This is a genomic window from Rhodospirillaceae bacterium (assembly GCA_028819475.1).
Lineage (GTDB): Bacteria > Pseudomonadota > Alphaproteobacteria > Bin65 > Bin65 > Bin65.
The window spans coordinates 67,852-86,768 of record JAPPLJ010000013.1; the positions used below are offsets into that span (position 1 = coordinate 67,852).

An 18,917-nucleotide genomic window follows, 5' to 3' on the forward strand; every position below is an offset into this window, starting at 1 on the left:
GTTCTGTGGCGCGGCTGGATATCTGCCCTGGCGGAAGGCCGGGGCGGTCAGTCCAGTTCGGCGGGTTCCAGCCGGTTCTGTCCGTCCGGCCCGGTCACGATCCTGTCAACCTTTGCCTGGGCGTCGCGCAGTTTGGCCTCGCAATGCCTCTTCAGGGCTGCGCCGCGTTCGTAGGCGGCGATCGCATCGTCCAGCTTCGCCTGCCCGGTCTCCAGATCGCGGACGATCTTCTCCAGTTCGGCAAGCGCGTCCTCAAAGCTGAGAGCGGCAATGTCCGGTGCCCGACCGTCGGACATGGATGGCTCTGTCCCGTTCTTATGGAATCCGATATGAGTCATTATTCACATTCCGAAGTCCCACGCAATCGAAACTGCGACAATCTGTTCCGGTGGGGCTGTTCCGGTGGGGCTGTTCCGGTGGGGCTGTTCCGACAGGGGGATTGGCGGCGGCGTTCAGGCCGGGTCGGCGCCGGCCAGCGCCCCGACATGGGCAACCACGCTTTCGGCCAGCGCCTGCAGGTCGTAGCCGCCTTCCAGCGCCGAGACCATCCGGCCGCCGCACAACCCTTCGGCGATCCGGACGAGCTGCGCCGTCACCCAGCCATAGTCTTCGGTGCGGAATTCCAGCCCGGCCAGCGGATCGTCGTTGTGGGCGTCGAAACCGGCGCTGAGCAGGATCATGTCCGGCCGAAACGCTTCCAGCGCCGGAAGAACGGTCTCCGACATCGCGCGCCGGAATGCGCGCGAACCGCTGCCCGGCGCCAACGGAACGTTGCAGATGTTGCCGACCCCGGTCTCGCCGGCCGCGCCGGTGCCGGGGTAGAGCGGCCATTGATGGGTCGAGGCATAGAACAGGTCGCCGTCGGATTCGAAGGCGGCCTGCGTTCCGTTACCGTGATGGACATCGAAATCGACCGCCGCAATGCGCCCCAGCCCGTATGTCTCGCGGGCGTAGAGGGCGCCGACGGCGACATTGTTGAACAGGCAGAAACCCATCGCCCGGCCCGGTTCCGCATGATGGCCGGGCGGCCGCACCGCGCAGAAGGCGTTGTCGACGTCGCCGGCCATCACCGAATCGATGGCATCGCAAACCGCCCCGGCGGCCCGCAGCGCCGCCTCCGCCGAGCCGGCGCTCATCACCGTATCGCCGTCGATCCAGCGGCGCTCGTCGTGCCCCATCGGGGCCAGCACATGGTCGACCAGCGCGGACGGATGCACCAGTTCCAGCAGCGCGGGATCGATCCCCGGGGCGTCGCGCGGTTCGAGGCCGGCGATGCCCGCCTGCTCCAGGCCGTCGAGCACGGCGGCGATCCGCGACGGCCGCTCGGGATGATGCCGGCCGGGCCGGTGATCCTGGCAGGCCGGGTGGGCGTAAATGGCTGTAGTCACAGGCTCCCGGCAGGTTTGGAACAGCCCTGCGACGGCGGTTCTGCGCCCTCAGGGCATGCAGGTTGGGCAGCCGGTCGCGGGAAGTTTCCGGTGGATCGGTGGTTCCTTTGCACCATATCATGCCGCAACAGGGCGTCGCCACGGGCTTGTGGCCGGCGGCAGACGCCGGGGAAGGAGAACGGAACCGGGCCTTGAGTTCGGCGGTCAGAACGCGCAGGTCACGTGCGGCGCGTCCGTTGCTCGCGGCGGCAACGGCGCTGCTTTGCGTCGCCGCCGCGGCGCCGGAAATCAGGACCGCCGGAGCCGAAGCCAGAACGGAGCCCCAGGGCCGGCAACAGGGATCGCAGCAGGATTGGCAGCGGCGCCGGCAACAGGGCCAGCCGCCGGGCGATGCTCGCGGCAAGCCGGGCGCCAAACCCGGTAACCGGAACGCGCAGGAGAAACGCCGCCGGGCCGGCGGAGGCGCCGGGCCCGGCGCGGGCGGCGGCGCCCGGAAGGGCGGGCGCCCGCCGATGTTCGTCGGCGTCGATCAGGTCCGCAAGGGGCCGCTGACCCGCACCGAGCCGGTGATCGGGCGCATCGTGGCCACCCGCAAGGGCGTGGTCGCCGCCCGGGTTTCCGGCGCCGTCGTTTCAATCGATGTCGCGGTCGGCCAGCATGTGAAGAAAGGCCGGATCCTCGCACGGCAGGACATCCGAACGGCGGAGGCGCGCCTGGCCTTCGAGACCGCCGAACTGAAGCTGGCGGAGCGGGAACTTGAGCGCTTCGAGGCGCTGCGCAGCAACAAGTCCGCCGCCTTCGCCCGGTCGCGCTACGATCTGGCGGTGCACCGCCTGGCCCGCGCCCGCGCCAATGTCCGACTCGCCCGGCTCGCGATCGAAAAGGCGGTGGTGACGGCGCCCTATGACGGCGTCGTCGTGCGCAAGGCGACCGAACTGGGCGCCTATCTCAAGGACGGATCCGCCGTCGTCGAACTGGTCAACGATACTGAAGTCGAGATCGAGGCTGACGTTCCGGCCGATCGCCTGAGCGGCCTGCGCCCCGGCAGGGTCGTCTCCTTCTCGGCGCGCGCCGGCGGCGTGCCCCTCAGGGCGCGGGTGCGCGCCTTGCTGCCGATGCAGAACGCCCTGACCCGGACCCAGGCGGTGCGGTTCAAGCCGCTCGGCAATTCTCCGGCCGTCCATTACTCCATCAACCAGGCGGTCACCGTGGACGTGCCGATCGGCGCCACGCGCACCGTGGTTTCGGTCCACAAGGACGCGATCGTGAACCGCGGCGCGACCCGCCTGGTCTTCCTGGTGAAGGGCGGCCGCGCCGTGCCGCGCCCGGTCAGGCTCGGCGAGGCGATCGGGTCGCGGTTTGTCGTGCGCGCCGGTCTGGCGCCCGGCGACATCGCCGTCGTCCGCGGCAACGAACGGCTGCGGCCGGGCCAGCCGGTGCGGCACCGTCCGCTGCTCGGCGCCGCGGCGCAGCGCCGGACCGGCGACTCCGACACTCCGGAACGGAAACCGGCGCACTGAAGTGAACCTGATCCGGATAGCCCTGGATCGGCCGGTTGCGGTCATCGCCGCCGTCCTGATGGTCGTCATGTTCGGCTTCGTCGCGCTGCAGCAGATCCCGATCCAGCTCACGCCTGACGTCCGCAAACCCAACCTGACGATCACGACGCGATGGCCCGGCGCCGCACCGGCCGAAGTCGAGCGCGAAATCCTGAACCGGCAGGAAGACGTGCTCAAGGGGGTCGAAGGGGTCGAGCGTATCGTCTCCAGCGCGGAGACCGGCCGGTCGCGGATCACGCTGGAATTCCAGATCGGCCAGAATATGGACCGCGCGATCCTGCTGGTCGCCAACCGGCTCGACCGGGTGAACGGCTATCCGGACGAAGCCCAGCGGCCGCAGATCTCGACCCGGGGCTCGGAAGACAATCCGATTGCCTGGTTCGTCATCACCCGGCGCGAAGGCAACAACCGGCCGATCCACACCTACGGCGATTTCATCGAGGATTTCGTCGTCGAACGTATGGAGCGTCTCGAGGGCGTTTCCGGCACAAATTTCTACGGCGGCGCCGCCAAGGAATTGCGGATTGTCGTAAAGCCCGCCGAAATGGCGCAATACGGCCTGACGATCCCTGCGGTAGTCACCGCCCTGCAGCGCGCCAACATCGCCCTGTCGGCCGGCGAGGTGAACGAGGGCAAGCGGCGCTATGTCGTCCGCTTCGAAGGCGAGCTGACCGCAGCGAACGCGGCGCGGCGCGTCCTGCTGCGCACCGTCGAGGACAGCGCCTCCGGCCGGGTCGCCCGGGTGACGCTCGGCGACATCGCGGACGTTCGCTTCGGCTACAAGGATCCGACGGCGAGCATCCGGGCGAGCGGCCGGCCCGCCCTCGTCTTCAACGTGCTGCGCGATACCGGCGCCAATGTCATCGAGGTGATGGGCCGGGTTCGCGCCAGGGTGGCCGAACTCAACCGGAAAGTCTTGCATCCGGCCGGGCTGCATGCCGACCAGGTCTACGACGAGACCGACTACATCCATTCCGCCATCGCGCTGGTCACGCAGAATATCTGGGTCGGCGGCCTGCTGGCGGCGCTGATCCTGCTGCTCTTCCTGCGCTCGCCGCGGGCGACGCTGGTGATCTCGCTGGCGATTCCGGTATCGGTCATCGGCTCTTTCGTCGCCATGGCCGCGCTCGGCCGCTCGATCAACGTCATTTCGCTGGCCGGCATCGCGTTCGCCGTCGGCATGGTGGTCGATGCGGCGATCGTCGTGCTGGAGAACATCTACCGCCTGAAGGAACAGGGCAAACCGATCCGCCAGGCCGCCTACGAAGGGGCGAGCCAGGTCTGGGGCGCCGTCCTGGTGTCGGCCCTGACCACGGTGATGGTGTTCATTCCCATTCTCGTGCTGGAGCTCGAGGTCGGCCAGCTGTTCCGCGACATCGCGGTCGCCATTTCGGTTTCGGTCATCCTGTCGCTGCTGGTCGCCGTCACTCTGATCCCGGCGCTCGCCAACTGGCTGCTGCCGACCCGGGGGGCGGCGCGCAGGCGGCGGGGAGCGGCGGCGGCCCAGGCGGCAGGGCAGTCGGCGGACCGGGCGCCCTACCGCCTTCCCCTCCCCGGCATCGATCATCTGGCCCGGCTGTTCGCCTGGCTTGTCCTGAAGTTCACCGCGCTGGTCGTTTCCTACCGCATCCTGGCGTTTCTGGTGGCCGTGACGATCACCGGCGGCGCGGCCTTCGCGACCTGGAAACTGTTGCCGAAGCTGGAATATCTGCCGACCGGCAACCGCAATCTGGTCATCGCCCTCTCGCTGCCGCCGCCGGGCTACAATCTCGATACGGTCACCGGCATCGCGCGCAGCGTCGAGGCGGATCTGGAATCCTATCTCGCGAAGGGCGAAGGGGTCGTCCGCGGCAAGACGATCGAACCGCCGAACCTGCCCGAGCGGGTGATGGCGACGCTCGGGCTGGGCGAGGAGACGGCGGCGCCCAGGGGACCGCCGCAGATTTCGCGCTTCTTCTTCGTGGCGCGCAACTCGCTGACCGTCGTCGGCGCGGCGGCCGTCGACCCGACGCGGGCGGGCGAGCTGATCCCGATCATCCAGAAAACCCTGCGCAAGGAGCCCGGCACCTTCGGCCGGACCTTCCAGCCCTCGCTGTTCGGCCGCGGCATCGGCGGCGGCCGGGTGATCAATTTCGACATTTCCGGGCCGGATCTCGGCCGGAACCTGGAGGTCGCGCAGCAGGCGTTCTTCATCATCAACAACTTCCTGCCGCGCAGCGGGGGGACTCAGATCCGGCCGCGGCCCGGCCTCAGCCTCGGCGCGCCGGAGGTCAAGGTGGTTCCCGACCGGACCCGGCTCGACGAAGCCGGGGTCAACGCGCGCGAGCTGGCGGCGACCATTGACGCCTTTAACGACGGGTTGCGCGTCGCCGAAGTGACGATCGGCGGCCGGCGCACCGATTTGACGCTGACCGGGCCGAAGCGCGCCATCCGGACGACCCAGGGGATCGAGAGCATCCCGGTCGTGACGTCGTCCGGCAAGATCGTGCCGGTCCGCTCCCTGGCGCGAGTCGAGGTCACATCCGGCGCGACCGAGATCCGCCATACCGAGCGCAACCGCACGGTCACGCTGGAGATCAGCCCGACCAAGGCGATCGCTCTCGAAGCCGCGATGGATATCCTGCAACAGAAGGTTATTCCGGAGCTCGAGAAAAGGGGGCTTCCGGAAGGCGTGAAGATCAACCTGTCGGGCGAAGCCGACCAGTTGACCCGGACGTGGAACGCCATGGTCTGGCAGCTTCTGATGGCGGTCGTCATCGTCTATCTGGTGATGGCGATCCTGTTCGAGAGCTTCCTCTATCCCTTCATCATCATCTTCTCGGTGCCGCTGGCGACCGCCGGCGGCATCCTCGGCCTCGCCCTGCTCAACGAGTATGTGCGCCAGCCGCTCGACATGCTGACGCTCCTTGGCTTCGTCATCCTGATCGGCACGGTGGTCAACAATGCGATCCTGCTGGTCGACGGGACGCTCCGCCTCGCCCGCGACCACGGCATGGAGCCGCGGAGCGCCATCCTCGTGGCGACCCGCCACCGGATGCGGCCGATCTTCATGTCGACCATGACCAGCGTGATCGGCATGGCGCCGCTCGTTATCTTCCCCGGCGCCGGCTCGGAACTCTATCGCGGGCTCGGCTCGGTCGTGCTCGGCGGGCTGGCGCTGTCGGCGGTGCTGACCCTGCTGATCATCCCGCCGCTCCTGGCGCTCGTCGTCGGCACCTTCCGGCCCAAAGTTGCGGCGGCGCCCACGGGCGCGGCGCCTGCACCGGCGGAGTGAACCGGGCCGTCTTCGTTCTCGATACCGGGCGCCAGCCGGTCAGGAACTTTGATCCGCCGGCCGGCGCGACTTCAGCGACGATCAGGCGGTTTCCGATCTGGCGGGCGAAATGACGGTGCCTTTAGTGCCGGGTTTGTTTATACGATAGATTTTCCCTTTATTGTAATATACAACATATTCTCCGGACCGATAGTGCTGTCGAAGTGCCTTTCTGACAGTACTTCGTAGAAGTCGTTCAGATTTATTTGGAAATACTTCCGGTTTTTTGTCTGTCGTCAACGCTTTTTCCTATACAAATACGACATAATTTCTAAAAATATTTCCTTCCGGTCTACAATTAGTTAAATTTTTCTACCCGACGCGATTCCTTTCAATTCTCTACCGAATAGTCGGATGGCGACAGGCGCGGGGCTTCGAAGTCGGCGTTCGGAAACCGGAATGTCCGTTCCTCCCCCTCCGGCAGTGTCCCGGAAAACGCCGTCTTCCCCGCGCCGTTCGGGCCGGCGAGGATCGGCATGCGGGGCCGCGCCTCGCCGGTCACGCGGCCCTCTGCGCCACCATCGTGTAGTTGACGCCGAGGTCGCCGCTCTCGCGCCAGCTGTCGGTCAGCGGGTCGTAGACGAGGCCGGTGACGCTTTCGACGGTCAGGCCGGCTGCCCGGAGATGGGCCGCGATTTCCGACGGCCTGAGGAACTTGCGCCAATCGTGGGTGCCGGGCGGCACCCAGCGCAGGACGTATTCCGCCGCCACGACGCCGAGCGCCATCGACCGCAGCGTGCGGTTGAGCGTGGCGACGATCTGGAGGCCCCCCGGCTTCACCAGGGCGCCGGCGGCGGCCATGAAGGCGGCAACGTCCGACACATGCTCGACCACTTCCAGATTGAGCACGACGTCGAACGCTTCGCCGGCGTCGGCCAGCGCTTCCGCCGTGCCGTGCCGGTAGTCGATCGCCAGACCCGACTGGCCGGCGTGGGTCCGCGCGACCTCGACAGCCTCTTCGCCCGCATCGATCCCGGTAACCGTGGCGCCGAGCCGCGCCATCGGCTCGCAGATCAGGCCGCCGCCGCAGCCGAGATCGACGATGTCCAGGCCGTCGAACGGCCGTGCGCCGGCCGGGTCGCGGCCGAAATTGCGGCAGATCGCGTCGCGGATCAGGCGAAGCCGGGCCGGGTTCATACGGTGCAGCGGCGCAAATTTGCCGCGCGGATCCCACCACTCCCCGGCCATGGCGGCGAAGCGGGCGACCTCTGCCGGATCGACCGTGGCACCGGCGGTGCCGGCCTCCGGCGCCGCAGCGCTGCGGCGATCTTGCGGTGCGTCGGTCATGCCGCCCCGGTTGCCCAAGTCCTGACGCTTCCATATGTATGGCGCGCCCGGCCGGCGGAAAACCGCCGGCGGCAAATGGCCGGCAGCCGCCCGTTCCGTCCGCCCTGTTACAGGAATTCCGATGGCGCGCATCGTTCAGAAATTCGGCGGCACCTCCGTCGGCGACCTGGAGCGCATCCGCCATGTCGCCTCGCGGGTGCAGCGCGAGGCGGCGGCCGGCAACGAGGTGGCGGTCGTCCTGTCCGCGATGGCCGGGGCCACGGACCAGCTCGTTGCCTGGGCCCGGGAGGCCTCTCCCGAAGCCGATCCCTGCGAGTATGACGTGGTCGTCTCCGCCGGCGAACAGGTCACGATCGGCCTGCTGGCGATCGTCCTTCAGGAAATGGGGATCGCGGCGCGGTCCTGGACCAGCTGGCAGTTGCCGATCCGCACCGACGGCGCCTATACCAAGGCGCGCATCCAGACCATAGAGACCGCTGCGCTCGAGGCCGATCTGCGCCGGGGGTGCGTTGCCGTCGTACCGGGCTTCCAGGGCGTTTCGCCGGACGGCCGCATCACCACGATGGGCCGCGGCGGCTCGGATACGACGGCGGTTGCCCTCGCCGCGGCGCTGAACGCCGACCGCTGCGATATCTTTACCGATGTGGACGGCGTTTACACCTGCGATCCGCGCATCGTGGCCAGGGCGCGCAAGCTGGAGCGCATCACCTACGAGGAAATGCTGGAAAGCGCGTCCCAGGGCGCCAAGGTGCTGCAGACCCGGGCCGTCGAAATGGGCATGAAGCACCATGTGCGCATCCAGGTGCGGTCCTCCTTCGAGGACGTGCCGGGGACGCTGGTCGTGGACGAGGACGAGATCGTGGAACAGGAAATCATCAGCGGCATCGCCTACAGCCGCGACGAAGCCAAGATCACCGTCGCGCGGGTCGCCGACAAGCCGGGCGTCGCCGCCGCCATCTTCGGGCCTCTTGCCGACGCCATGATCAATGTCGATATGATCGTCCAGAATGTGTCGGAGGACGGCGAACGGACGGACATCACCTTCACCGTGCCGGAAGGCGACCATCAGCGCGCCATCGACGCCATCAAGCGGTCGCGCGATGCGATCGGCTACGCGAGGCTCGATCACGACGCGAATGTGGTCAAGGTGTCGGTCATCGGCGTCGGTATGCGCAGCCATGCGGGCGTGGCCCAGCGGATGTTCAGGACCCTGGCCGAAAAGGGTATCAACATTCAGGTGATTTCGACGTCCGAGATCAAGGTGAGCGTCCTGATCGCCGAGGAATATACCGAACTGGCGCTGCGCGCCCTGCATTCGGCTTACGGCCTCGACGCAGAGTAGGCCGGCCGCCCCGCCCTTTCCGCGGGAACCGTTGCCGGACACGGGCCGGACGCGGAAGGAGCCGGCGAACGGAGCGGGACAAGGGAGCGCAACCGCCATGACCGAACTGCCCGGACCGTCCGACAGCATAGGCGCGGCGCCGCGGCTGCCGGCCGGCGGGCTGTCGGATATCCGGCGGCTGCTGCGGCGTATCCGCAATGTCATGGCCGGCGCCCGGACGATCTCCGGCCAGGAGCGTCTCGACCGGATCGTCTCCCTGATCGCGGCCAACATGGTCGCCGAGGTGTGTTCGCTTTATCTGCGGCGCGCCGGCGACGTGCTGGAACTCTACGCCACCGAGGGCCTGAACAAGACGGCGGTGCACAAGACCCGCCTGCGCATCGGCGAAGGCGTGATCGGCGACGTCGCCGCGCGCGCCCGGCCGATTGCGCTCTCCGACGCCCAGACCCATCCCGGTTTCGCCTACCGGCCGGAAACCGGCGAGGAAATCTACCATTCGATGATGGGCGTGCCGGTATTGCGCAACAGCCGCGTCGTCGGCGTGCTGGCCGTCCAGAACCGCACCCGGCGCCATTATACGGACGAAGAGGTCGAGACGCTCCAGACCGTGGCCATGGTCGTGGCCGAGATGGTCGGGTCGGGCGATCTGGTCAGCCTGGACGAACTGCGCGAGGCCGACGGCATTGCGCTGCTGCCGCTGCGGCTGACCGGGCTGAAGCTGCACGGCGGGCCGGCGACCGGCGAAGCGGTCGTGCATCGCGACCGCCCGTCCATCGTCAACGTCGTGGCGGAAGATCCCGAACTCGAACTGGAGCGGCTCAAGGCCGCCCTGTCGTCGATGTACGATGCGCTCGACGTCATGCTGACCGACGACCGGCTGGAAAGCGGGTCCGAGAGCCGGGAGATCCTCGAGACCTACCGCCTGATCGCCGAGGACAGGGGCTGGCTGCATCGCATCCGCGAGGCGATCGGCGAGGGCCTGACCGCCGAAGCCGCGGTCGCCAAGGTCCAGGAGGCGACCAGTGCCCGCATGGCGTCGATCCAGGATCCCTATCTGCGCGCGCGGATGGCCGATTTCGACGATCTGGGCAATCGCCTGCTCCAGCATCTGTCGGCCTCCAGCGACGCACCGGCCGCGCCCGGCATGCCGGACGCCGAACGGATGATCGTGTTCGCCCGGGATCTGGGCCCGGCCGAACTGCTGGATTACGATCCGGACCGCCTGTCCGGCATCGTCCTGGAGGAGGGTTCGCCGACCGCCCATGCGGCCATCATGGCCCGTGCGATGGATATTCCCGTCGTCGGCCGGGTCGCAGGCTGCCTCAGCCGGGTCGAGGCGGGCGATCCGGTGATTCTCGACGCCGACAATGCCCAGGTGTTCGTGCGGCCGACGGAGAATGTCCGCGCCCTGTTCGAAACCAGCGTCCGCGACCGGGCCAAGCGCCGGGCGCTCTATGACGCGCTGCACGATGTCGAGCCGGTGAGCCGGGACGGTGTGCGAATTTCCCTCAACCAGAATGCGGGGCTGCTGGTCGAACTGAACGACTTTTCCGCTCACGGGGTCGACGGCGTCGGCCTGTACCGCACCGAAATCCCGTTCATGGTGCGCCAGGACTTCCCGGATGTCGGCGAGCAGGCGGAAATCTACATGCGCGTCCTGGCGGCGGCAGAGGGCGCGCCCGTGGTTTTCCGCACGCTGGATATCGGCGGCGACAAGGTGCTGCCCTATCTGCGCGATCCGAAGGACGACAACCCCGCAATGGGCTGGCGCGCCATCCGGATCGGCCTCGACCGGCCGGCCATCCTGCGCCACCAGCTGCGCGCCATGATCCGGGCGGCGGCCGGACAGCCGCTGCATCTGATGTTTCCGATGGTCGCCGACCTGGCGGAATTCGAAACGGCGCGCGGCCTGGTGGATATGGAGCTGGAGCGGGCCGGGAAATCCGGCAACCTGATGCCGGACAGCCTGTCGGTCGGCGTGATGCTCGAAGTGCCGGCCCTGGTCTGGCAGTTGCCGGCGCTGGTCGAGCGGGCCGATTTCGTCTCGCTCGGCAGCAACGACCTGCTGCAGTTCATGTTCGCCAGCGACCGGGGCAATCCGCGCCTTTCCGGCCGGTACGATTCATTGTCTCCGGCATTCCTTGCGATGGTGCGGCAGATTGTGGATCATTGCCGCGCGGCCCGGGGCGGCGCCGGCGTGCCGCTGACCGTGTGCGGTGAAATGGCGGGCGTGCCGCTGGAGGCGATGACGCTGATCGGTCTCGGCGTCCGGCGGCTGTCGATGTCGGCGGCGGCGATTGGCCCGGTCAAGGCGATGGTCCGCAGCGTGGACATCGGCACGCTGGAGGATTTTGTCGGCCGGCTGATCGGCGCCGGAGAACATTCGCTGCGCAACCGGCTTGCCGGCTATGCAAGGGATCACGACGTCGTCATCGACCAGCGCTGAACCCGATAGCTGTCCTGCTGGCCGGGGGCATCGGGCAAAAGGGCGAAATGGAACAGCAGACGCATCCCGATGACCTTACCTTCGACGGGCCGGCGGTCGGGGCGAACGCTTTTCGGGTCGGCACCGACTTGCGCGATGCGCGCGAGCGCCTGGGCGTGCCCCTTGAAACCGCTGCGTCCGACCTGAAAATCCGGGCCGATTATCTGAAGAGCCTGGAGCGGGACGATCATGCAGCGCTGCCGGCCTTGCCCTACACCCTGGGCTTCGTGCGCAGCTATGCCACCTATGTCGGCCTCGATCCCGGGAAGCTGGCCCGCCAGTTCCGGGAGGAAGCGGGCAAGTCTTCGGTCAGACAGGATTACACCTGGCTGAAGCCGGTCGAACGGGGCCGCTTTTCCGGCGGCGCACTGCTGCTCGTCTCGCTGGCCATTGCAGGCGCTGCGTATGTCGCCTGGTATTACCGCACGGCCGACGCCCGCAAGCCCGCGGCGGCGGTCGAAATCCCGCAGATACAGCCGGCGCCGCCCGGCGACGTCGCGGCGGCGGACGCCGGCGGCGGCGCCGTTGCACCGGGCCGGGATAGCGAGACCGGGCCGCCTCAATCCTCCCCGCCGGAGCGGAACCCGGAAGAATATCCGGCGGAAGAAGACGGGACGGAAGAAGGCGGGGCGAGCGCGCAAGACGGCGAAACCGCGGCCTTACCGGAAAATCCGGAAACCGGCGCGGCCGACCGGCCCGACGCTTCCGACGCGGATCGGAACGCGGCTCCCGAGCCGGAAATCGAGCTCGCCGACCGGCCGATCGTTCTCCCAATCGTTCTCAGGGCGCGGGGTCTCGTCTGGATCCGGGTGCGCCATCCGGAAACCGGCCGGGTGATCGCGGAAGGGATTCTGAAAGAGGGCAATCAGGTGACGGTGCCCGACGAACCCGGCCTGGTGCTCGACGTCGGCCGCGCCAGCCAGCTGGAATATCTGATCGGCGGCCGGTCCGCCGGTCTGGCCGGTCCGGCGGCGACGGTTCGCCACAACCTGTCCCTCGATCCGGCCCGGCTCGCGCTGTCTGCCGATGCGGTCGCGGCCCGCGATGCGTCCGCGCCCGGATCGGGCGGCGAGCCGGCCGCTCCCGAAAATGCCGAAGCCGGAAATGATGAAGGCGGAAATGCCGAGGGTGCGGATACCGAAGACGGAAGTGCCGAAGATGGAAATGCCGAAGATGGAAATGCCGAAGGCGGGGCCTCCGAAGAACAGACCGCGGCGGCGGGCGGGCCCGTCGTTCTGAGGGCGCTGGGCCTCGTCTGGGTCCGGGTGCGCCATCCGCAGACCCGCCAAGTGCTGGTCGAAGGCATCATGAAGAAGGGCAACGTCGTCGCGGTGCCAGACGATCCGGGCCTGGTGCTCGATGTCGGCCGCGCCAACCAGCTCGAATATCTGGTCAGCGGCGAACCGGCGGGCCTGGCCGGCGAGTCTCCGGGCCCGGCCTACAGCCTGTCCCTCGATCCGGCGAAGCTGAAACCGGACGGATGAGCCGATAATTCTTGCCCGCCCGGAACCGGGCGCGGTTGCCAGAGGCCGCGCCAGCGCTTAAGTCGTTGCAGGGATTGTGCAATGCACCGCGGCCTGCGCGCCGTTCTGTTGAACCGTTCCCTTCGTCCGAATCAGTGCGGTGCCTGCCGATGAGCGTCCGGCCCTATCGCGATATCTACCGGCGCAAGAGCCGCAAGATCCATGTCGGCGCCGTGCCGGTCGGCGGCGACGCGCCGATCGCCGTCCAGTCGATGACCAACACGCCGACGACGGACGTGAAGGCGACGCTGGCGCAAATCCGCGAGCTCGAAGAGGCCGGCGCGGATATCGTCCGGGTGTCTTGCCCCGACGAGGAGTCGACCGCGGCGCTGAAGGAGATCGTGCGCGGCGCCGAGGCGCCGATCGTGGCGGATATCCACTTCCACTACAAACGGGCGATCGAGGCGGCCCAGTCCGGCGCCGCCTGCCTGCGCATCAATCCCGGAAATATCGGCAAGGAGGAGCGGGTCCGCGAGGTCATAAAGGCAGCCAAGGATCACGGCTGCTCGATGCGCATCGGAGTCAATGCCGGATCGCTGGAGCGCGACCTGCTCGAGAAATACGGCGAGCCCTGCCCCGAGGCGATGCTGGAATCGGCCCAGCGCCATATCGCCATCCTCGAGGACAACGATTTCTTCGAGTTCAAGATCAGCTGCAAGGCGTCCGACGTGTTTCTCGCCGTGGCGGCCTACCAGCTGCTTGCCGACGTCTGCGACTATCCCCTGCATCTCGGCATCACCGAAGCCGGCGGCCTGACCACCGGCACGGTCAAGAGCAGCATCGGCATGGGCTCGCTGCTCTGGGCCGGGATCGGCGATACGATCCGCGTCTCCCTGTCCGCCGACCCGGTCGAGGAGATCAGGATCGGTTTCGAGATCCTGAAGGCGCTCGGCCTGCGCCACCGCGGGGTGAACGTCATCTCCTGCCCGTCCTGCGCCCGGCAGAATTTTCAGGTCATTCCGACGGTGGTGCGGCTGGAGGAGCGGCTGGCCCATATCGGCACGCCGATGTCGCTGTCGGTTATCGGCTGCGTCGTCAACGGGCCGGGCGAGGCGCGGGAGACCGATATCGGCCTGACCGGCGGGGCGAGCGGCCACCAGGTCTATCTGAACGGCGAGAAACATCATGTGATGCGCGACGGCGACCTGGTCGACCATCTTGTCGAACTGGTCGAGCGCAAGGCTGCCGAGATCGAAGCCGAACAGGCGGCGCTTCAGGAGCAGGCGGCGGAATAGCGGCGCCCGCCGCAACCGGCCCGGCGCAGCCATTTGGCCGCGCCGCCACGGCTGGAACAGCGCCCTGCCCGAGAGCACCCGATGAGCAAGCTGCAACCGATTCGCGGAACCCACGATCTGCTGCCCGACGCCATGCGCCGGCACAGCCATGTCGTGGATACGGCTGCCGCGGTGGCGGGGCGCTATGGCTACGACGCGATGGCGACGCCGGTTTTCGAGGCGACCGAGGTGTTCGCCCGGACCCTGGGCGAAACCTCGGATGTCGTCACCAAGGAAATGTACAGCTTCGAGACCAAGGGCGGCGATAGCGTGACCCTGAGGCCGGAAAATACCGCCGGCGTGGCCCGCGCCGTCATTTCCAACGGCCTGCACCAGAGCGTGCCGCTGCGCTATTTCTACGCCGGCCCGATGTTCCGCCACGAACGGCCGCAGAAGGGCCGGCAGCGCCAGTTCCACCAGATCGGCATCGAACTGATCGGCGTCGCCCATCCGCTGGGCGACGTCGAGACGATCGCCGCCGGCGCCGCCGTGCTGGACGCGCTGGAAGTGCGGGACCGGACGATCCTGGAGTTGAACACGCTGGGCGATACCGAAAGCCGGGCGGCCTACCGCGACCGGCTGGTCGGTTATCTCTCCCGCTTCAAGGACGACCTGTCGGAGGACAGCTGCCGCCGGCTGGATGTCAACCCGCTGCGCATCCTCGATTCCAAGAATCCCCGCGACCGCGAAATTGTGGCCGGCGCGCCGGTCTTCGGCGACTCGCTGACCGACGGCGCCCGCGCATGGTTCGACGCCGTCAGGGCCGGGCTGGATGCGATCGGCATCGCCTACACGCTGAACGAGCGGCTGGTCCGCGGCCTCGACTATTACTGCCATTCCGCCTTCGAGTTCACGACCGAGGCGCTGGGCGCCCAGGGCGCGGTGATTGCCGGCGGGCGCTACGACGGCCTGATCGGCCGGATGGGCGGGCCGGACGCGCCGGGGGTCGGCTGGGCCGGGGGGATCGAGCGGCTGGCCCTGCTGGCCGAGGCCGACCTGCCCGCGCCGCGTCCCGTGGCCCTGGTGCCGATCGGGGAAGCGGCCGAAACCGCGGCCCTTCCGCTCGCCGAAAGGCTGCGCGCCGCCGGCTACCGGATCGACATGGCGTTCGACGGCAACCTGAAGAAGCGCATGAAGCGCGCCGACCGGATCGGGGCCCGGGCCGCCGTGCTGATCGGCACCGACGAGCTGGCGGAAGGCGCAGCGACGGTGCGCGACCTCGACAGCGGCGAACAGGACCGGGCGCCCCTCGATACCCTGGCGGAGGCGCTCACGCCTTTCCGGTAGCGGGATCGACGGACTCTTCCGCTTCCCCGCCCCCGCCACCGGAAACCGACCGATGAACCTTGCCGCCAGTCTCGATGCCGTCCTCGACCGCCATGGCGAAATCGAAGCGCAGATGGCTGCCGGCGCGGCCGGCGACCCCGGGGAATTCGCCCGCCTGTCCAAGGAATATGCCGATCTGGAACCGGTCGTCGCCGGCATCCGCGCCCTGAAGGCGGCCCAGGCCGAAATGGCGGACCTCGCCGAACTGATCGCCGATCCGGAGACCGACGCCGAAATGCGGGAGATGGCGGAGGCCGAGTTCCTCGACCTGAAATCCGGCATCCCGGACATGGAATTGCGCCTGCAACGGCTGCTGCTGCCGAAGGACGAAGCGGACGCGAAGAATGCCATCCTGGAAATCCGCGCCGGCACCGGCGGCGACGAGGCCGCCCTGTTCGCCGCAGACCTCTACCGCATGTATCAGCGCTACGCCGAAAAGCACGGCTGGTCGATGGAGGCGCTGCAGACCAGCGACACCGGCATCGGCGGCATCAAGGAGGTCCAGGCCACGGTCGCCGGCCGGAACGTGTTCGCGCGCCTGAAATACGAAAGCGGCGTCCACCGGGTCCAGCGCGTGCCGGAAACCGAATCGAGCGGGCGCATTCACACCTCGGCCGCCACCGTCGCGGTTCTGCCGGAAGCCGAAGAGGTCGATATTGCGATCGCCGACAGCGACCTGCGCATCGACATCTACCGCTCCAGCGGGCCGGGCGGCCAGTCGGTCAACACGACCGACAGCGCCGTGCGGATCACCCATGTCCCGACCGGCATCGTCGTCGCCATCCAGGACGAGAAATCCCAGCACAAGAACAGGGCCAAGGCGCTGAAAATCCTGCGCGCGCGCCTGTATGAGGCGGAACGGGCCGCCCGGCATGCAGAGCGGGCGGCGGCGCGCAAGAGCCAGGTTGGCTCGGGCGACCGGTCCGAGCGGATTCGCACCTACAATTTTCCCCAGGGCCGCGTGACCGATCACCGGATCGGCCTGACGCTCTACAAGATCGACCAGGTCCTGGCCGGCGAGGCCCTGGACGAGATCGTCGACGCGCTCACCGCCCATGACGAAGCCGAACGGCTGGCGGCGGTCGGCGAAGAGGCTTCCGCAGCCGATTGACCGGAAGGCGGAGGGCGGCACACCATGATCTCTGCGGGCCAGGCCGTGCGCGAAGCGGAGCGGCAATTTGCGGCCGCCGGCATCGGCACGGCGCGGCTCGATGCCGTCCTGCTGGTCGCCCATGCGGCCGGCCTGTCCGCGGATGCCGTGCGCGCCAACCCGGCGAAGCCCCTGATGCCTGATGCCGAGGGCCGGCTGATCGCGGCGATGCGCAAGCGGGCGGAACGGCGGATGCCGGTGTCGCGGCTGGTCGGCCGGCGGGAATTCTGGGGCCTGCGCTTCGCGCTGTCGGCGGCCACGCTCGACCCCCGGCCCGATTCCGAAACCCTGGTCGAGGCGGTGTTGCGCCATACCGGCGACCGCGCGGCGGCGCTCACGCTGTTCGACATCGGTGTCGGAACCGGCTGCCTGCTCCTGTCCCTCCTGACCGAGTTGCCGAACGCGGCCGGCTCGGGTTCCGACATTTGCGCCGCCGCCGTCCAGACCGCGCGGGGCAATGCCCGGTCGCTGGGCCTGGCAGAACGGGCCCGGTTTGCCGAAGGCGACGGCTTCGCCGGTTTCGGGGGACCGTTCGACCGCATCGTCTGCAATCCGCCCTATATTCCGACGGCGGACATCGCCGGGCTGGAGCCGGAAGTCCGCGACCACGATCCGCGCGTCGCCCTGGACGGCGGCCCCGACGGCCTCGACGCCTTTCGCCGGTTGGCGCCCGCCATCGCCGCCCGCCTCGCGCCGGAGGGAAAGGCGGCGGTGGAGTTCGGGCAGGGGCAGGCCGCCGCCGTTCGGGAGATTTTTTCCGCCGCCGGGCTGGACTGTCTGGAGACGGTTCCGGACCTGGGCGGCCGGCCGCGGGTTCTCGTCGCACAGCCGCGGCGAAATAGCGTTGGCGCGGCGGAAACCGCTCTGCTATGACGATCTGGCATTCGCCCGACCGGATTCCCGATAACAGGGATGCGCAGATAAAGGGCGAAGCAGCTTCCGCATCGTGACGGGCACGGCCGGACGCCAAGGGGCGTCCGTTGCAGAACACGCCGACGATCCGGAATTTCACAGCTTTCGCGCGGCCTCGGGCAGGTTCCGATGACGCGCTGAAATCGGATGACGCCGGAGGCGTCGGTCGGCCGGGAAAAGGGCAAACCCCTTCAGGGCAGGATGAGACAGAACAGCAATCAGCGCCGCGGTCGCAGCCGGAACAACCAGAACCGGCGGCCGGGCCGCAACCAATCGTTCGACAGCAACGGGCCCAGTGTTCGCCTGCGCGGCACCGCCGCCCAACTGAACGAGAAATACCAGGCCCTGGCGCGCGATGCGACCTCGGCCGGCGACCGGGTGATGGCGGAGAACTATCACCAGCATGCGGACCATTATTACCGCGTGATGATCTCCCTCAACCCGCCGCAGATTCGCGACGAGGATCGCCAGCCCGATCTGGCCGACACGGAAGACGCGCAGCCCCCCGAAGGACGCGGGGACGGGCGCGGGCGCGGCCAAAGCCAGGGGCTACAGACCCAGGATCGCCAGAACCAGGACCGGAGAGACAACCGCAACCGCCGAGGCCGGGACCGGCAGGAAGACGGCGCAGAGCCGCCGGCCGCTTCCGACGACGCGGGCGCGGCGGACCGGGGCGCCGGGGCCGACGCCGAGCGGCGCGGCCGGGACCGCCGCCAGACCGCCCGGCGGCAGGATTCCGATCCGCGGCGGCGCAGCGCCGGCAGGGCCGGTGAAGAGGTTCCGGGCGACGAGCCACTGGATCAGGGGCTGCACCGCATACTGGGCGGCGGGCCCGAGAAGCCGCGCGGCGACGCCGGTGCCGTCGAGTCGGGCGGCGATACGGCAGCCGGCGATGTGGCGGCCGGGGCCGGACCCGTTGCGGACGGAGCCGCGAGCGAAGCGCCGACCAGCGGCAACGACGCCGAAGCGGCGGCCGTCCCGGCGGCGACCGCCGATACGGACGGACCCGCCGAAGAGGCCCCGAAACCGCGCGCACGCCGCCGCAAGCCGGCGGCCGAGGCCGAGGAAACGGCACCGGCCGAGCCGGTCGCAGACGCGGCCGTTTAAGGCGGGTTTGTCACCGAGCCGGTAATCTTGCCGGCTCCGGTTTCCAAAAAATCTAGCGGATACGAATCCGGTTCACGGACCTTTCCGCAGATTCTTTCGTTATCCCGGACCCCTTCGGCCGGAGCCGATCCCTTCCCCGTCATTTCGACCGGAGCCCCGCCAGGGGCGGGGGGGGGCGGGGGGAAATTAGGGGGAGGGGGGGGGGAGGCGCGCGGTTTGGTGGCGGCGCCAAACCAGGTGTTTTAAAACCC

Annotated in this window: 13 protein-coding genes; 10 read left to right on the forward strand and 3 right to left on the reverse strand. The window is 68.5% G+C overall.

Annotation, left to right across the window (positions count from 1 at the left end; translation table 11 throughout):
• Nucleotides 1-47: 47 nt before the first annotated feature.
• A complete protein-coding gene (locus OXM58_03225; GenBank protein MDE0147359.1) occupies nt 48-296 on the reverse strand; it encodes an exodeoxyribonuclease VII small subunit in 249 nt (82 codons plus the stop codon).
• A 156-nt stretch (nt 297-452) separates the two neighbouring features.
• Complete coding sequence (locus OXM58_03230) at nt 453-1,388, reverse strand: histone deacetylase family protein (protein ID MDE0147360.1); 936 nt, start codon at nt 1,386-1,388, stop codon at nt 453-455.
• A 512-nt stretch (nt 1,389-1,900) separates the two neighbouring features.
• Here OXM58_03230 and OXM58_03235 point away from each other — a divergent pair.
• Both OXM58_03235 and OXM58_03240 read left to right on the forward strand, forming a co-directional pair.
• On the forward strand, nt 1,901-2,908 hold the full coding sequence (locus tag OXM58_03235) for an efflux RND transporter periplasmic adaptor subunit (protein MDE0147361.1): 1,008 nt from the start codon (nt 1,901-1,903) through the stop codon (nt 2,906-2,908).
• Between the two features lies 1 nt (nt 2,909).
• Complete coding sequence (locus OXM58_03240; protein MDE0147362.1) at nt 2,910-6,221, forward strand: efflux RND transporter permease subunit; 3,312 nt, start codon at nt 2,910-2,912, stop codon at nt 6,219-6,221.
• A 537-nt stretch (nt 6,222-6,758) separates the two neighbouring features.
• On the opposite strand, the gene ubiG is transcribed toward OXM58_03240, so the two are convergent.
• Entirely contained in the window at nt 6,759-7,547 is a 789-nt protein-coding gene (gene ubiG / locus OXM58_03245; protein ID MDE0147363.1) for a bifunctional 2-polyprenyl-6-hydroxyphenol methylase/3-demethylubiquinol 3-O-methyltransferase UbiG, read from the reverse strand.
• A gap of 121 nt (nt 7,548-7,668) precedes the next feature.
• Between ubiG and OXM58_03250 the strand changes: the two genes are divergently transcribed.
• From OXM58_03250 to OXM58_03285, 8 genes are all read left to right on the forward strand, one after another.
• Nucleotides 7,669-8,889: an aspartate kinase gene (locus tag OXM58_03250; protein ID MDE0147364.1), complete on the forward strand. Its 1,221-nt coding sequence runs from the start codon at nt 7,669-7,671 to the stop codon at nt 8,887-8,889.
• Nucleotides 8,890-8,986: 97 nt separating this feature from the next.
• Complete coding sequence (ptsP, locus tag OXM58_03255; protein MDE0147365.1) at nt 8,987-11,335, forward strand: phosphoenolpyruvate--protein phosphotransferase; 2,349 nt, start codon at nt 8,987-8,989, stop codon at nt 11,333-11,335.
• Nucleotides 11,336-11,382: 47 nt separating this feature from the next.
• A complete protein-coding gene (locus OXM58_03260) occupies nt 11,383-12,858 on the forward strand; it encodes a DUF4115 domain-containing protein (GenBank protein ID MDE0147366.1) in 1,476 nt (491 codons plus the stop codon).
• A gap of 149 nt (nt 12,859-13,007) precedes the next feature.
• Nucleotides 13,008-14,132, forward strand: a complete 1,125-nt coding sequence (gene ispG / locus OXM58_03265; GenBank protein MDE0147367.1) for a flavodoxin-dependent (E)-4-hydroxy-3-methylbut-2-enyl-diphosphate synthase — start codon at nt 13,008-13,010, stop codon at nt 14,130-14,132.
• 81 nt (nt 14,133-14,213) lie between these two features.
• Complete coding sequence (gene hisS / locus OXM58_03270; protein ID MDE0147368.1) at nt 14,214-15,458, forward strand: histidine--tRNA ligase; 1,245 nt, start codon at nt 14,214-14,216, stop codon at nt 15,456-15,458.
• Between the two features lie 52 nt (nt 15,459-15,510).
• A complete protein-coding gene (prfA, locus tag OXM58_03275; protein ID MDE0147369.1) occupies nt 15,511-16,608 on the forward strand; it encodes a peptide chain release factor 1 in 1,098 nt (365 codons plus the stop codon).
• A gap of 24 nt (nt 16,609-16,632) precedes the next feature.
• Complete coding sequence (prmC, locus tag OXM58_03280; protein MDE0147370.1) at nt 16,633-17,520, forward strand: peptide chain release factor N(5)-glutamine methyltransferase; 888 nt, start codon at nt 16,633-16,635, stop codon at nt 17,518-17,520.
• A gap of 240 nt (nt 17,521-17,760) precedes the next feature.
• The gene (locus OXM58_03285; GenBank protein ID MDE0147371.1) at nt 17,761-18,666 is read left to right on the forward strand and encodes a DUF4167 domain-containing protein; all 906 of its coding nucleotides are present in this window, start codon (nt 17,761-17,763) and stop codon (nt 18,664-18,666) included.
• Nucleotides 18,667-18,917 lie beyond the last annotated feature (251 nt).

Bases quoted from the DNA above. Each gene is read 5' to 3' on its own strand.
- OXM58_03225 (MDE0147359.1), bottom strand. From the start codon at position 296: ATGTCCGACGGTCGGGCACCGGACATTGCCGCTCTCAGCTTTGAGGAC.
- OXM58_03235 (MDE0147361.1), top strand. From the start codon at position 1,901: ATGTTCGTCGGCGTCGATCAGGTCCGCAAGGGGCCGCTGACCCGCACC.
- ubiG (MDE0147363.1), bottom strand. From the start codon at position 7,547: ATGACCGACGCACCGCAAGATCGCCGCAGCGCTGCGGCGCCGGAGGCC.
- OXM58_03250 (MDE0147364.1), top strand. From the start codon at position 7,669: ATGGCGCGCATCGTTCAGAAATTCGGCGGCACCTCCGTCGGCGACCTG.
- ptsP (MDE0147365.1), top strand. From the start codon at position 8,987: ATGACCGAACTGCCCGGACCGTCCGACAGCATAGGCGCGGCGCCGCGG.
- OXM58_03260 (MDE0147366.1), top strand. From the start codon at position 11,383: ATGGAACAGCAGACGCATCCCGATGACCTTACCTTCGACGGGCCGGCG.
- ispG (MDE0147367.1), top strand. From the start codon at position 13,008: ATGAGCGTCCGGCCCTATCGCGATATCTACCGGCGCAAGAGCCGCAAG.
- hisS (MDE0147368.1), top strand. From the start codon at position 14,214: ATGAGCAAGCTGCAACCGATTCGCGGAACCCACGATCTGCTGCCCGAC.
- prfA (MDE0147369.1), top strand. From the start codon at position 15,511: ATGAACCTTGCCGCCAGTCTCGATGCCGTCCTCGACCGCCATGGCGAA.
- prmC (MDE0147370.1), top strand. From the start codon at position 16,633: ATGATCTCTGCGGGCCAGGCCGTGCGCGAAGCGGAGCGGCAATTTGCG.
- OXM58_03285 (MDE0147371.1), top strand. From the start codon at position 17,761: ATGAGACAGAACAGCAATCAGCGCCGCGGTCGCAGCCGGAACAACCAG.